The 13,910-nt window shown below is 39.7% G+C and carries 16 protein-coding genes and 1 pseudogene; 6 read left to right on the forward strand and 11 right to left on the reverse strand.

Annotated features, from left to right (window positions below):
* Nucleotides 1–36 precede the first annotated feature (36 nt).
* On the reverse strand, nt 37–1,350 hold the full coding sequence (locus V6C71_19420) for a hypothetical protein (protein ID HEY9770628.1): 1,314 nt from the start codon (nt 1,348–1,350) through the stop codon (nt 37–39).
* A gap of 231 nt (nt 1,351–1,581) precedes the next feature.
* Here V6C71_19420 and murF point away from each other — a divergent pair, with 231 nt between their 5' ends.
* On the forward strand, nt 1,582–2,928 hold the full coding sequence (gene murF, locus V6C71_19425; protein ID HEY9770629.1) for a UDP-N-acetylmuramoyl-tripeptide--D-alanyl-D-alanine ligase: 1,347 nt from the start codon (nt 1,582–1,584) through the stop codon (nt 2,926–2,928).
* Between the two features lie 57 nt (nt 2,929–2,985).
* On the opposite strand, the gene V6C71_19430 is transcribed toward murF, so the two are convergent.
* The 9 genes and pseudogenes from V6C71_19430 to V6C71_19470 all read right to left on the reverse strand — a co-directional run bounded on the left by V6C71_19430 (nt 2,986) and on the right by V6C71_19470 (nt 7,666).
* A complete protein-coding gene (locus V6C71_19430; GenBank protein ID HEY9770630.1) occupies nt 2,986–3,534 on the reverse strand; it encodes an NAD(P)H-quinone oxidoreductase subunit J in 549 nt (182 codons plus the stop codon).
* The gene (gene ndhK / locus V6C71_19435; protein ID HEY9770631.1) at nt 3,527–4,258 is read right to left on the reverse strand and encodes a photosynthetic/respiratory NAD(P)H-quinone oxidoreductase subunit K; all 732 of its coding nucleotides are present in this window, start codon (nt 4,256–4,258) and stop codon (nt 3,527–3,529) included. The genes V6C71_19430 and ndhK overlap by 8 nt, the downstream gene beginning before the upstream one ends.
* Nucleotides 4,249–4,611: a photosynthetic/respiratory NAD(P)H-quinone oxidoreductase subunit C gene (ndhC, locus tag V6C71_19440; protein HEY9770632.1), complete on the reverse strand. Its 363-nt coding sequence runs from the start codon at nt 4,609–4,611 to the stop codon at nt 4,249–4,251. The genes ndhK and ndhC overlap by 10 nt, the downstream gene beginning before the upstream one ends.
* Before the next feature lie 164 nt (nt 4,612–4,775).
* Nucleotides 4,776–5,285, reverse strand: a complete 510-nt coding sequence (locus tag V6C71_19445; GenBank protein HEY9770633.1) for an MAPEG family protein — start codon at nt 5,283–5,285, stop codon at nt 4,776–4,778.
* A gap of 48 nt (nt 5,286–5,333) precedes the next feature.
* Nucleotides 5,334–5,675, reverse strand: a complete 342-nt coding sequence (locus tag V6C71_19450; protein HEY9770634.1) for a DUF2834 domain-containing protein — start codon at nt 5,673–5,675, stop codon at nt 5,334–5,336.
* Between the two features lie 108 nt (nt 5,676–5,783).
* Nucleotides 5,784–6,674, reverse strand: coding sequence for a helix-turn-helix domain-containing protein (locus V6C71_19455; GenBank protein ID HEY9770635.1), 891 nt, complete (start codon nt 6,672–6,674; stop codon nt 5,784–5,786).
* Between the two features lie 138 nt (nt 6,675–6,812).
* Nucleotides 6,813–7,274 carry a VOC family protein gene (locus V6C71_19460; GenBank protein ID HEY9770636.1) on the reverse strand — a complete coding sequence of 154 codons (462 nt, stop codon included), beginning with the start codon at nt 7,272–7,274 and terminating at the stop codon, nt 6,813–6,815.
* A gap of 33 nt (nt 7,275–7,307) precedes the next feature.
* Entirely contained in the window at nt 7,308–7,520 is a 213-nt protein-coding gene (locus tag V6C71_19465) for an RNA-binding S4 domain-containing protein (GenBank protein ID HEY9770637.1), read from the reverse strand.
* Nucleotides 7,517–7,666, reverse strand: a pseudogene (locus tag V6C71_19470) (hypothetical protein). The gene V6C71_19465 and the pseudogene V6C71_19470 overlap by 4 nt, the downstream one beginning before the upstream one ends.
* Nucleotides 7,667–7,752: 86 nt before the next feature.
* Between V6C71_19470 and V6C71_19475 the strand changes: the two are divergent.
* The 5 genes from V6C71_19475 (at nt 7,753) to V6C71_19495 (ending at nt 13,046) form a co-directional block, all read left to right on the forward strand.
* Complete coding sequence (locus tag V6C71_19475) at nt 7,753–8,394, forward strand: GUN4 domain-containing protein (protein ID HEY9770638.1); 642 nt, start codon at nt 7,753–7,755, stop codon at nt 8,392–8,394.
* Nucleotides 8,395–8,481: 87 nt separating this feature from the next.
* Nucleotides 8,482–9,114: an antibiotic biosynthesis monooxygenase gene (locus V6C71_19480; GenBank protein HEY9770639.1), complete on the forward strand. Its 633-nt coding sequence runs from the start codon at nt 8,482–8,484 to the stop codon at nt 9,112–9,114.
* A 57-nt stretch (nt 9,115–9,171) separates the two neighbouring features.
* A complete protein-coding gene (locus V6C71_19485; GenBank protein HEY9770640.1) occupies nt 9,172–10,839 on the forward strand; it encodes an FAD-dependent oxidoreductase in 1,668 nt (555 codons plus the stop codon).
* Between the two features lie 336 nt (nt 10,840–11,175).
* Nucleotides 11,176–11,706, forward strand: coding sequence for a TRAP transporter small permease subunit (locus tag V6C71_19490; protein ID HEY9770641.1), 531 nt, complete (start codon nt 11,176–11,178; stop codon nt 11,704–11,706).
* Nucleotides 11,703–13,046: a TRAP transporter large permease subunit gene (locus V6C71_19495; protein ID HEY9770642.1), complete on the forward strand. Its 1,344-nt coding sequence runs from the start codon at nt 11,703–11,705 to the stop codon at nt 13,044–13,046. Before V6C71_19490 ends, V6C71_19495 begins: the two co-directional genes overlap by 4 nt.
* A 170-nt stretch (nt 13,047–13,216) precedes the next feature.
* Here the strand turns inward: V6C71_19495 and V6C71_19500 are convergent, their stop codons facing one another.
* The gene (locus V6C71_19500) at nt 13,217–13,672 is read right to left on the reverse strand and encodes a DUF2267 domain-containing protein (GenBank protein HEY9770643.1); all 456 of its coding nucleotides are present in this window, start codon (nt 13,670–13,672) and stop codon (nt 13,217–13,219) included.
* Between the last annotated feature and the right edge of the window lie 238 nt (nt 13,673–13,910).

Here is a 13,910-nt window from a genome sequence, read left to right on the forward strand (position 1 = left end):
GAGAAATTAAATATAAACTTTCGTCACATTTTAACCTCAGATAATTTGAATTAGAGAAAAGTCTGCTTCACCAAAATGAATGCTAAAAGCCACCTGCAAATTTTCTAACGACTTGACTAACCAGGGAGCGCGATCTTCAGCTACGGTTTCGTAATGGGAAAAAAGAATGGAAAATCTCTGTTCTAAATAGGGTTTAACCTTGCCACACAAGAGTACTAATTTTAACAATAAGCCGATAGTTCTTACTTCTCCTAAATGATTGACTAAATCTAAATAATGCTCATGATTAAAGTTGCTTTTGCCATCTACCACCAAAAATTTAAACAGTTGGCAATAGGTTCGCAGAGTTAAAAACTCATCTAGCTCTCGATGATCGAAGTCGGTTAAAGTTTCTTGTAAATAATTATGTAGTTCGTGATAAAAATTCAGCTCACCGTATTTTGAATCTACGCCAGAGATAATATATTCATATAAATCAGCTTTAAATTCTCGGTAGGTTTTGACTTGACTAGTATGAGTTAGAAAATTTTGTGCCAGATCGTAATAACTATAGTTTTGCTCTACCTTGCCTATGTAATGACGCAAAGCCTTGTCCAATTCGCGATCGCTTAGTAAGGTAGGATTGTCTACTTTTTTGACTAATCTTTTGGGAATTTTATTTTGATTAGCAGCTTTGTATTGTTTGACTAGTCTTGTCAATCGTACACGATTGGTAATGTATTGAGATAAGTTTAGTTCATAGTTTGATTGAATCCCCGACTGAATAGTTTGCACGGTTTGTTGAAATTCGTCGGTGCTAGCTTCGGTTAACAAACAGTGTTGATGCAGATAGGGATAACGCTGAATCAGATCTCCGACTGAGTTAGTTACAGTTTCGATGCGATGACTACGGCGTTTATCTGGCTCTAAGCTACCATCAATTAAACGAGCCAAACGCTGAATCCTCAAGTAGTATTCGGTGTTTTGAAAATCTTTGACTAATTGTCTTAGTTTGCGGGAAGTTCGAGAATAAGCTTCCCCTGGAGGTAATGCTCGTTCAATCAAAATTAGCAGTTCAACAATTTCATATTTCAAATTAGGCTGCATTTGCCAACGATTGATTATAATGTGACAGCAACGATTGAAAAACAAGGGAAATTCTAACTCTGCATTATTAGCATCAATGATTTTTTCCAAAGCAGTGCGAATGTGATTATCTTTGTAGCCAGTCGCTCTAACAAATAAATGATTAAATCTCTCTAATACTTCAATAGAAGATTCGCTTTTGACACAATACAACAAATGATTGTAGATTTGCTGCTGTTCTTGTTTGGTTGAATGTGAAGTTTGTCGCCGTTTTATTCTGGTCACAATCAATTATCCTTCCCTGACTTTATTTAGGGGAAATACAATATAAACAATGCTTAAAATTTTAGTTATAAAACTATAATTTATTCTTAAATAGTAAAACCTTATTTTGTTTAATGCTGTAAATTTTTAATCAAGTTTTTTGCTAATTATTTTGATTACATCTACCAAAACAAGCAGCCTATAATAGCAGTGAAAAACTATAATTAAGTGTTTTCCGACCTAATTAGCACCATGAACCTCTATTTTTCTTTAGCACAACTCAGTATAATTCTTAAAACTAATCCCTTAAATCTTGCTGCAAATGATTTAGATTTATCGGTATTTGGTATTACTACAGATACGCGCACTATAAAACCCCAAGAAGTATTTGTGGCTCTAGTGGGAGAAAATTTTGACGGACACAACTTTGTAGATCGAGCTATAGCCAAAGGCGCGATCGCGATTATTGTTAACCATCAAATAGAATCTTTAAATGTTCCCCAGTTTATTGTTGAGGACACCTTAAAAGCGTATCAACAAATTGCCCGCTGGTGGCGCGATCGCTTTAATATTCCCGTGATTGGGGTAACGGGTTCGGTAGGAAAAACCAGTACTAAAGAATTAATCTCTGCCGTCTTAAGCACGCAAGGTAAGGCACTAAAAACTGAGGCCAACTTTAACAATGAGATTGGTGTTCCCAAAACCTTGCTCCAAATTACCTCAGAACATGATTATGCTGTGATTGAAATGGCAATGCGAGGAGAGGGAGAAATTGCGCTACTGTCAGAGATCGCTCGCCCCACTATAGGAATTATTACCAATGTAGGAACGGCTCATATTGGTCGTTTAGGCTCAAGAGAAGCGATCGCCAGAGCTAAATGCGAACTTTTGGCACAGATGCCCCATACTAGCACCGCTATTTTAAATTACGACAATTCTTTGCTAATTGCAACCGCCGACAAAGTTTGGCAAGGAAAAACAATTACCTATGGCTTGACGGGGGGAGATATCAAAGGAGAAATCAACGGGGATACTTTAAAAACTTTGGCACATAATTTCCCTTTACCTCTACCAGGAGAACATAATGCCAGCAATTTTCTGGCAGCAATTGCAGTTGCTCGAGTCTTAAACCTAGATCTTGCTCCCTTAGTTGCAGGGTTACAGGTTGAATTGCCCCAAGGGCGATCGCGACGTTATGATTTACCTAGTGACGTAGTTCTTCTCGATGAAACCTACAATGCAGGTTTAGAATCGATGCTGGCTGCGATCGAGATGCTGAAGCAAACCCCTGGCAAAAGACACATTGCGGTGTTAGGCACGATGAAGGAATTAGGCCAACACTCATCCCAGCTACATCGCCAAGTAGGAGAAAAAGTCCAAGAACTAGGTGTCGATCTTTTATTAGTCTTAGCAGACGAAGCTGCAACTCAAGAAATTGCTCACAGTGCCAAAGGAATTGCTGCCGAATGTTTCAGCGATCGCATTACTTTAACTAATAGATTAACAGAGATCATGCGTCCAGGCGATCGTATTTTGTGCAAGGCTTCTAACTCTGTTGGTTTAAGTAAAGTTGTAGAGGAATTAATCTTAAAGCAATAAAAAATGCAGAGATTTTGAATTATATCCCTGCATTTAGTACTTCTGATGACTAATTAATTAATAAGCATCTTGTAGCTCATAAAAGTCAGGAGATACATAATCTTTGCGCAAGGGAAAGCCTACCCAATCTTCGTTCATTAAAATGCGCTTGAGATTAGGATGTCCTTCGTAGATGATGCCAAACATATCGTAGCTTTCCCTTTCCTGCCAGTCTGCTGCTTTCCAAATCCAATACAGAGAAGGGACTCTCGGATTATCTCTAGTCAGAAAAACCTTGAGACGGACTTCTTCTGGCTGCTCGATATCATCGCCAACTTTAATTAGATGGTAAAAGCTAACTAGCTCTTTTCCTGGGCCTAAATCGTAAGCTCCCTGACACTGGAGGTAGTTATAACCATAAGCATACAGCGCAGTGGCGATCGGCAGTAATAAATCTGCTTCTACCTTAATCATTTCCACATTAGAAGTATCGGGTGCTAAAGCCTCATTGTCAAAGCCATTTTCCGTAAGCCAGGTAGAAGTTTGACCCGCAGCAACTATCTCAGATGCTGCCTCATTTCCTTGAGGATTCTCTTGAGGATTCTGATTTTCTTTTTCTTCAGCCACGTTCCACCTCTTTCTCTGCTGATTCTATTGCCGGTAAAGGCATACCCATAGCTTCGGCAAGCTCTTTTGGTGGTGCTTGGCGAGTCTCAGACTGAATGTATTTACCATCAAAAATTGGCTCAACCGACTTCATATTGTGCATCGTGCTGTAGTAGCGATGAGTCTGTTCGACAGTTGAAGCTCTTTCCTGTATCGATTGATTAGAAATTTTTTTGCGTAGCTTAATGATGGCATCAAAAATAGCTTCTGGACGAGGAGGACAACCAGGCATATATACATCCACGGGTATTAGCTTGTCTACACCCCTTACAGTAGTTGTAGAGTCAGCACTAAACATTCCTCCAGTAATGGTACAGGCACCCATCGCAATTACATACTTAGGTTCGGGCATCTCTTCATAGAGGCGAACCAAAGCAGGAGCCATTTTCATGGTAATTGTGCCTGCGGTAATAATCAAGTCCGACTGACGAGGACTAGAACGAGGTACTAAGCCATAGCGGTCAAAATCAAATCTAGAACCAATCAAGGCAGCAAATTCGATAAAACAACAGGCTGTACCATATAACATGGGCCACAGACTAGATAGCTTTGCCCAATTATAGAGATCGTCTACCGTAGTCAAAATGACGTTTTCTGATAAATCCTGGGTTACCTTGGTCGGGCTAATCGGATTAAGTATTTTTTCTTGTTGCTGTTGTTCAAATGTTGAAGAATTCATGACCATTCTAAAGCTCCTTTTCTCCACGCATACACTAAGGCAATTACCAAAATGGCAATAAAAATTAGGGCTTCTACAAATGCTAACAATCCTAAACGACTGAAAGCTACTGCCCAAGGATATAAAAACACTGTTTCTACATCAAAGACCACAAACACCAAAGCAAACATATAATAGCGGATGTTAAACTGAATCCAAGCACCGCCAATGGGTTCCATCCCAGATTCGTATGTTGTTTGGCGTTCTGGACCACCGTTACTAGGTCTTAATAGTTTAGAGGCAGTTAAAGCTAGGGCTGGGACTGCGCTACAAATGAGTAAGAAACCCAAGAAATATTCATAACCGTTGAGGACAAACAATTTTTATTTATTACTCCCTAGTGAATTGTGTATGTCGTTACTATATTTGTTTACTTTATACTAATTGTAATGGAATTTAGAGATTGAAAAGGTAACAAGCGATCGCCAATAAATATTTTAATCTTAAAAGATTAATTTGAACTAAGACAAGTAGAAATCAGCAGTTACTGTAAGACTCCAATTACCCCATAGTAAACACAAGCACCAGCACTCAACAAATAAACCAACCAAGTCAGAAAAAACCCAACGGCGCGTCCTACTGATGGGCCATAAGTTTTGATTACTGCCCAAGCATGAAAAATGCGAGCAATAGTCAGCACACTGCCCAAAAGCCATAATAACCAAGCTGGTGAACTGACTGACTCCAGCAAGAGAATCAGCAGCAACGCCAAGGGAACATATTCAACAAAATTACCAAAAGCTCTTACTTTACGCTGTAACATTCCATCATCGCGCTTTTTTGTCGCTACAAATTTTTGAGTATAGTTTTCGACGAAGGCTGCCCAGTTTCCAGGTTTTTCGAGATAGTTGGGTTGATTAGATATGTCTGCTTTTGACTCTCCATGCCAAACCCTGGTACTTGTTCGCTCCATCACTACAAGATAAGATAAAGCGATCGCCATAAATCCGAATATTCCGCCGAAAAATGTTGCAATAGGAAGAGTATTGTTCATCTGTATTTACTGGAAAATTTGTTGTTGATCTAGAGAAAAATGATGCGATTACGCTTCTTCTGAGATTATTTGTATCTGTGGCTCAGCTAGCCGCAGGGATCGCATTCCCAGAAATAAAGGCAAGGCAAAAGATAAACCAATGATTAAATCTAAGACAATATAAATCCAGAGAAATTTCATTTGCAATCTTGTCCCTTCTGTAACCACAAAGATCCAAAACACTACCACAGAAATGAATAGATCTAAGGCAAAAAAGCTAGAAATTTGATTGATAAATAACTGTTTCCAGAATAAAGCTAAGTTAAAACCATGATCGGCAATAAAGGCAATAAATTGTGAGTAGGGTATGACTAAACCAAGTAAAGACAAGCAGAAATAAATTGGCTGCATAATAACTATCTAGCAGAAGCTTTTCAATTAACTTGCCTATCAGTTTAGAAACTTCTTGTTTAACTGTCTTATCGATTCTTCCGAAAAATGTTTTATTCTTACGATTAATTAAAATAAGTTTTGATAGGCCTTGGGCGTAATTTGAAAATGCTGACGAAATACCCTAGTAAAATGACTTTGGTTTTTGAATCCAACTTCCTGACATACAAGCGCAATTGGTAAATTTTTTTGCCGTAATAGCGTTTTAGCTTTTTCTAACCGACATTGAGTAATATATTGATGGGGTGGTAATCCCATACATTGCTTAAATAGACTAGCAAAGTAATGCGGACTAATTTGAATTAGATTAGCCAGTAAATCTAGACTTAGGTTTCGATCTAAATGTTCTTGAATGTATTCAATAATTATTTTTAATTGATATGGGGGCAATCCTCCCCTGTATTCTTTAATGAAATTTTTAACTGCATATCGTCGTAATAAATGCGCTGCTAGTGCTATTGTCATCGAATCAGCATAAAGCTTGCTATCTTCACCAGCAATTTCTAATTCCGTCTTTAATGCTAATGCCATTTGTTGAATCAAAGGATCTTGGAATTTCAAATGCGATAACCCTCTGGGTACGCTTCGCGATCGCAATCTAACATTACTATCAGCAGTTTCGCCGACAGCTATCAAAACATCAGGAGACAAAAATAAATCGATCAAAGGTACTTCCCGATCCGTTTTTACTCTGGGAAAAAGTTCGCCAGCAGGGATAAGAGCTACATCGCCTTTGGTATATTGTTCATGATGCCACTGTCCATTAATTTGAAAACTCGCCTGAAATTCTCCTTGACAAACAATTAAAATGTGACTGGGAGTAACTGCTTCGGGCATCTCACCCGCGGGTTCTAATTCATAAACCAAACCAAGCTTATCCCATCCTGCTGTGTTGCTGGAAAGAAGATGCTCGTGTTCATCTTCACCGTATAAGTTGGTAAGAGACTGTTGTGAAGGCAAAATTAAAGATTAAGAGATTAAACTACAGAATATTACTGTGTGTTGCTGTAAGTTCGAGATTTTTCTTTTCTTATTGAGTTTTATGCTCGACATTATTTACTACTTTCAATCCACTATTCCACGAAAAAACAACACTAACTACTTTAAGGGATCGCAGCGAATTTCAATAATAAAACCATCGGGATCGTAGATATAAAAACCTTTACCAGTCAGACGAGTCACCACGTCAATCGCCACAGGAATTTGAAGTTCTTTTATGGTTTTTACTGCATCATCAAATAGTTGCGGATCGATATCAAATGAAAGATGATTAGCGCGGGTAAACTGTTTCTCTGGATCTTGATTGGGCGGGTTTAGATCGGGTTCGGCAAATAAATCGAGAATTATGCCGTCAGGAGTTTTAAAATTACAAACTTTTCCTGCTGCGACTAACTTTACTAGCGTAGATGGAACTTCTTCTCCTGTTAGCTGATGTAAACCTAAAATATTGCCATAAAAATGCTTGGATGTGTTCATGTCTTTAACGTTTAAAGCAATGTGATGCACACGCCGTAAACTGCCAGATGCTAAACCTTGAGACTTTATTTCTTGTTTAAGCATAATAACCAAATATTAATATAAGAGCGTTTGCCCTTACTGTAACTCTACTCGATGGGTTGTTCCTGCAACGGTAACGCGATCGCCTGTAACTAATTTACGCCCTCGTCTCATCTCTTCTTCGCCGTTTACCTCCACCATGCCTTGTTTAATAATAATTTTGGCTTCTCCGCCAGTTTGGGCAATTCCCTGCCATTTAAGAAACTGATCGAGTTTGATGTGCGATCGCAATGTCGAATTGTGGATCATAAGCGATAAAAATACTGATAGACCTTAGTGAACCCTAATTTATTGTACAGATTTATTCCCTCTTGGTTCTCGGTTTCTACCTGAAGATAGGCTTTAGTCGCACCGTTGGCTTTGCCCCAGTTCAACATGACTAAAATTTGAGCTAATTTTTGGTCTTGTACCGCTCGCTACATGAGTGTTGACTATTGACTGATAATGTTACTCTTTTACTAAAGTTTATATGATTGAACTGATGAGCGACAATCAAGATCAAATAGTCGAGCAACTTTCGATACAACTATCAGCGATTCAGGAACAGTTAAGCCAGTTATCTAACCGTTTTGATAACTGGGAAAATAATCTCAGCGAAGTATCTAGCCTACCAGCCAAAATATCTCAGTTGGAAGATGACCTAATGTTGTTGGGCGATCGCTATCGTTATCAAGATCTGCAAAAATATCTGGCAGCAAAAAACTGGTTTGAAGCGGATAAAGAAACTATTAGAGTAATTTTAGCCGTTACAGCCAAGGAAATTGAAGAGTTGACTCCAGAAGATATTCAGCATTTTCCCTGTAATGACTTAATGGTAATCGATCGCCTTTGGACTAGGTACAGTGATGGACGTTTTGGCTTTAGTCCTCAACTAAAAATTTACCAAGAAAAAGGTGGTAGTTTTGACACGACTGTCGAACAAAATCAGCAGCTTGTCGAAACCTGGGGAGAACATTTGGGATGGCGCAAAGATAATCGCTGGCTTCCCTGTAGCGAATTGGATTTTAGTCTTAATGCACCCTTCGGTTGTCACCCTTCTCGTTGGTGGAATTCTCCTTACGGTTCAAAAATGACCAATTTTTTTTTAGGACGTTTGATTACCTGTGAGATCGCTGCTAAGTAATACACATCAACATTTAGTTTATATTTAAAGCTAAAAGCTAATAGCCAGATCGTTATCGACTTCATACTTTAATCAACATTTTAAACTATGGCTACTCTCTCTTTAGATAATAGTTTAACTACCGTAATGATTATTTTTGCGGTTGAACCAGAACAGCAGCAAGAACTTATTGATGCAATTAAAGAGTTTGTTGAGACTGTCAAAACTCAACCAGGCTTTGTTTCGGCTAATTTACATAAAAGTATTGACGGGGTAAAAGTCGTTAATTATGCCCAGTGGTCTAGTAGGTCGGCTTATGAATCTTTTGTAAATAACGAAAAAGTACAGTCGCAAGCTGGCATTCGAGAATTTACTCCTCCAGATTCTCACGTATATGAAATAGTGACCTCAGAATCGAAAGTAGGTACGCCAGAAATAAAAGAGGGAGAATACATCGTTCACGTTGCCGAATTTAGTATGTCGTCAGAGAATCAGCCAAAAATGGTAGAACTGGCTAAAGAACACGTAAAACCTGCAATGGAACAACCAGGATTAATCTCCGCTACTTTTCACCGCAGTTTAGATGGTACTCGCGTAATTAACTACGGACATTGGGCAAACAAAGAGGCTATTGAAGAACTTAGAAAACAACCAGGCTTTAGCAAAGATAAACCTTACTGGGAAGGACTTGCCGATAATGTATATCATCTTTATGAAGTAGTCCATACCGTTAACTCATAATTTTGGTTAGGGCGAATAGCTATTCGCCCCTACGTTATTCTTCATTCTTTTATAAATATGGCTAAACCAACAATTCTTACCATAGATGACGATTTAGAAGTCTTACAGGCGATCGCCCGCGATCTCAGAAAAGAATATGGCGATCGCTTTCGCATTGTCCGCGCCAACTCTGGGGCATCGGCAATTGAAACCCTAGAACAACTTAAGTTGCGTAACGAGACGGTAGCTTTATTCCTCACAGATCAAAGAATGCCCGAAATGAACGGGGTAGAGTTTATCGAACAAGCTGCACCGATGTTCCCCAAAGCTAAACGGGTATTGCTTACGGCTTATGCGGATACGAATGCAGCAATTCAGGCAATCAATAGCGCCCGACTCGATTATTATCTCCTCAAGCCTTGGGATCCTCCTGAAGAAAAACTATATCCTGTCTTAGACGATCTGTTAGAAGATTGGTTAGCCGTATATCGTCCTGCATTTGAAGGCATTAGAGTGATTGGCGATCGCTGGTCACCCTGTTCTCATAACGTAAAAGATTTTTTAGCCCGTAATCAGATTCCCTATCAGTGGCTGGATGTAGAAACTGAACCAGAAGCTACTAAACTGCTTGATTATGTATCAAATGGCAGTCAGCCTAAACTCCCTTTAGTCTTATTTGCCAACGGAGATAGATTAGAACAGCCCAGTAACCTGGAAGTTGCCGAAAAAATCGGGCTACAAACCCAAGCCGAAAAGCCTTTTTACGATCTGGTAATCGTTGGAGGAGGCCCAGCAGGCTTAGCAGCAGCGGTATATGGCGCATCGGAAGGCTTAAGTACGGTAATGATCGAACGTTCTGCCCCTGGTGGACAGGCAGGTTCTAGTTCTCGCATTGAAAACTATCTCGGTTTCCCTGTTGGTTTAAGCGGTGACGACCTAGCTAGGCGTGGTGTAACTCAGGCAAGACGCTTTGGCGTAGAAATTTTAACTCCCCAAGAAGTTGTAGAAGTAAGGCTAGAAGATCCCTATCGCATTGTCAAGTTAGCCGATGGTAGCGAAATCAACTGTCATGCGTTATTACTAGCAACGGGAGTATATTGGCGCAAATTAAATTTGCCTGGGTGCGATCGCCTGACGGGTAGAGGTGTCTATTATGGCGCAGCAAAAACCGAAGCTTTATCTTGCCAAGATGAACATATTTATTTAGTTGGGGGGGCAAATTCGGCCGGACAAGCAGCGATGTATTTTTCGCAATATGCTTCTAAGGTAACTATGTTAGTGCGAGGAGACTCTCTGACTAAAAGTATGTCTCAGTATCTGATCGATCAGATTGGTGCTACAGAAAACATCGAAGTGCTTCCCCATACCGAAATTGCGGCAGTACACGGCGAAAATAGTCTTACAGGACTGACTTTACTCTATAACCAGACAGGAGAAACTGAAAAAGTAGAAACTAATTCTCTGTTTATCTTTATTGGCGCAAAACCTGAAACCGAATGGCTAGATGGCGTAATAGCCAGAGATGAGCGAGGCTTTATCTATGCGGGGGCAGATTTGAAGAAAAACGAGCATTTTCGGGGCTGGAATCGCGATCGCGATCCGTTCTTATTAGAAACTAGCGTCCCTGGGATCTTTGTCGCAGGAGATGTGCGACATAACTCAGTTAAGCGGGTAGCTTCTGGTGTGGGAGAAGGTTCGATCTCCATTATGTTCGTGCATCGTTATTTAGCTGAAGTAGGTGCGTAGTTAACATTGAACATTGAACATTGAACATTTATCAGCCTTCAGGATAATAAGTTTCATCTTAGTTCGATTCTCATTATTTGCGACGCGAAGGACGCGCCTCCAGGCGCTAATCCTTTAGGGCTAGTCCTTTAGGGCGTAGCTTATCCTTTAGGACTTATTACGCTTTGCTAAAATTTACGAGCGCAATTGTTAACCAAGAAGTATTGGATGGCGATCGCCTGGTTGCTGTTTGCCAATTAATTATCTATATAATAATTAATCAAATACAACTAGACTTCAGACCCTAAAAGATTTAGCATTAGCTACTAAGCAAAAAAATGTGATAGAGGAAAGAGTTTGAGCAAGCTATTAAAAATAGCCCAGGCGATCGATATCTTAAATGAATGGATTGGTCGTATTATCTACTGGCTAGTATTGTTAATGGTTGCAGTAGGAGTATGGAATGTTTTGGGGCGATATTTAGGGCGGATTATCGGGACTAATCTTACTTCTAACTCCCTCATCGAAATCCAGTGGTATCTGTTTGATGTGGTATTTTTGTTTGGTGCTGCCTATGCCCTTAAATATGACGAACACGTTCGAGTAGATATTTTTTATAAAGGCTGGAGTCGTCGTCGCAAAGCTCTAGCTAATTTTTTAGGCAATGTTTTATTTTTAATTCCTTTTAGCAGTCTACTTATTTATTATTCTTGGGGAACAGTAGTTAATTCGTGGAGAATACAGGAAATGTCTCCCGATCCTGGTGGTTTACCGCGATATCCCATCAAGTTTGCCATCATTCTCGCTTTTATTTTGTTAATTTTGCAGGGCATCTCCGAAGCAATTAAAAACTGGAATATTTATACTAGTCGTGAGGATAGGCAATGAGTTATGACTGGTTAAGCATAGTAATGTTCGCGGGTGCATTACTCTTTTTGTCCACTGGCTTTCCTGTCGCTTTTTCTTTAGGTGGGGTAGCAATTCTTTTCGCCTTAATTGGTACAGCATTAGGGGAATTTAGCTTAAGTTTTTTTCAGGCAATGCCAAGCCGTATTTTTGGAATTATGGCTAACTATACATTGCTAGCTATTCCCTACTTCATTTTTCTCGGTTCGATGCTGGAAAAAACGGGCATTGCGGAGAAACTATTAGAAACTATGGGCATCCTCTTTGGTAGAGTAAGAGGCGGTTTGGCTTTAGCGGTGGTAATTGTTGGAGCATTGCTGGCAGCTTCTACTGGAGTGGTAGCTGCCACTGTGGTAGCGATGGGCTTGATTTCTTTGCCGATTATGCTGCGCTATGGCTATAGCAAGGAGTTGGCTGCGGGGGTAATTGTCGCTTCTGGTACTTTGGGACAGATTATTCCGCCTAGCGTAGTACTGGTAGTCTTAGGCGATCAGTTGGGTGTTCCAGTCGGCGATCTGTTTGTTGGCTCATTAATTCCTGGATTAATGATGGCAATGGCTTTTGCCATTTATGTTTTGATTCTAGCTTATCTCAAGCCAGAAGTTGCCCCTGCTTTGCCTGCCAGCATGAGAATTAGTGGAAAAAAGCTGTTGATACGAGTAGTAACTGTAATGCTACCACCGCTTGTATTAGTGGTTTTGGTATTAGGCAGCATTTTCCTGGGTATCGCCACGCCAACAGAAGCAGGTGCATTAGGTTCGGTAGGGACAATAATTTTGGCAGCTATTAACCGCCAATTGAACTGGGCCGCGTTGCGAGAAGTATGTGATGCAACCATGCGAATTACCACCATGGTAATGTTTATTCTGATTGGTTCGACTGCTTTTAGCTTGGTGTTTCGAGGCTTGGGGGGAGACAGGTTTATGGAAAACTTGCTAGTTAATCTTCCTGGGGGAACAGGCGGCTTTTTGCTAGTTAATATGCTGGTGATTTTTTTATTGGGTTTCTTTATTGATTTCTTTGAAATCGCCTTTATTGTGATTCCCATCTTTGCTCCCGTGGCTCAACAGCTAGGATTAGATTTGGTTTGGTACGGCGTAATCATTGGAGCTAATTTACAAACCTCCTTCTTGACTCCTCCCTTTGGTTTTGCCCTTTTTTACTTACGAGGAGTTGCACCACCAGAACTCAAAACCAAAGATATTTATCGCGGGACAATACCTTTTATTCTGCTACAGCTTTTAGTTCTAATTCTGATTATTATTTTTCCTCAGATAGTAAACTTTTTGCCTTCTTTAAATTCGTCTCCAGGTTCAATTTAAACTATTAAGGTTTTACTACTAGCTATTTTAGTTACTACTTATTTCTTGAAGTTGCGCTCGCTAATAATAATCTACTCCATGATTAATGCGATCGATTCCTGGGATAATCTATTTTTTAGCGAGCGCTTTATAGTTAGAGCTTTATAGTTAGAGCGATCGCACTATGCTAATTACTGATTTAACTCAGCAACTACAGACTGAGGCCAAAACCCCTGTATATCTTTGGGTAACATATTTGCTACATCTTCGATTTCGCCGCGAGTTACCCATTCAGATAAAACGGCGAAAACTCCTTCGATCAAGGCCTCGATCTCTACAGGATAGTGTCCTTGAGGTAAATTACTTTTGACTTTATCGACAAAAGCACTAACCGATCTTTCTTTGGTAGGGGTAGCTGCTGGCTTCCAACCTTGATAATAGAATCCTGCTAGCATTACCGGAAATTGCGCGCCTAGCTGTGCTGCTTCTTCTAAAGGAATGCGATCGCGTAGACTGTGCAAAACTGCTTTAATGCCGATAAATACAGTATGTTTATCTTCTAGATCAAGTTGCTCGGCAACATCATTAATAAATTGGTGTGTTTTTTCTAAGGTACGGTCAAATACCGTTAATCCATTGGCAGACATAATAATCTTGAAACTTTAATTAGTATTTGCGATCCCCACTTTGACATTATTCCTCTAAAAAAACTTCCCACTGAATATAGATTTACGCTCAGCCTAATTTTTAACTATTGATTACTTTTATACCTTGAGAGGTATATCGCCACACTGAGTTATTTGTTGAAGATTATTTCGCTCTTGATTGAAAAAGCAAAAAGCCGCGAATACTCGTAATAGAGAATGCGCGACTTAAAAATAATTA

This window comes from Coleofasciculaceae cyanobacterium (assembly GCA_036703275.1).
In the GTDB taxonomy this organism is placed as follows: Bacteria; Cyanobacteriota; Cyanobacteriia; order Cyanobacteriales; family Xenococcaceae; genus Waterburya.

Excerpts from the sequence above, each read along its gene's own strand:
- murF (HEY9770629.1), top strand. The coding sequence starts at position 1,582 with ATGAACCTCTATTTTTCTTTAGCACAACTCAGTATAATTCTTAAAACT.
- ndhK (HEY9770631.1), bottom strand. The coding sequence starts at position 4,258 with ATGGTCATGAATTCTTCAACATTTGAACAACAGCAACAAGAAAAAATA.
- V6C71_19445 (HEY9770633.1), bottom strand. The coding sequence starts at position 5,285 with ATGAACAATACTCTTCCTATTGCAACATTTTTCGGCGGAATATTCGGA.
- V6C71_19450 (HEY9770634.1), bottom strand. The coding sequence starts at position 5,675 with ATGCAGCCAATTTATTTCTGCTTGTCTTTACTTGGTTTAGTCATACCC.
- V6C71_19460 (HEY9770636.1), bottom strand. The coding sequence starts at position 7,274 with ATGCTTAAACAAGAAATAAAGTCTCAAGGTTTAGCATCTGGCAGTTTA.
- V6C71_19465 (HEY9770637.1), bottom strand. The coding sequence starts at position 7,520 with ATGATCCACAATTCGACATTGCGATCGCACATCAAACTCGATCAGTTT.
- V6C71_19475 (HEY9770638.1), top strand. The coding sequence starts at position 7,753 with ATGAGCGACAATCAAGATCAAATAGTCGAGCAACTTTCGATACAACTA.
- V6C71_19480 (HEY9770639.1), top strand. The coding sequence starts at position 8,482 with ATGGCTACTCTCTCTTTAGATAATAGTTTAACTACCGTAATGATTATT.
- V6C71_19485 (HEY9770640.1), top strand. The coding sequence starts at position 9,172 with ATGGCTAAACCAACAATTCTTACCATAGATGACGATTTAGAAGTCTTA.
- V6C71_19495 (HEY9770642.1), top strand. The coding sequence starts at position 11,703 with ATGAGTTATGACTGGTTAAGCATAGTAATGTTCGCGGGTGCATTACTC.
- V6C71_19500 (HEY9770643.1), bottom strand. The coding sequence starts at position 13,672 with ATGTCTGCCAATGGATTAACGGTATTTGACCGTACCTTAGAAAAAACA.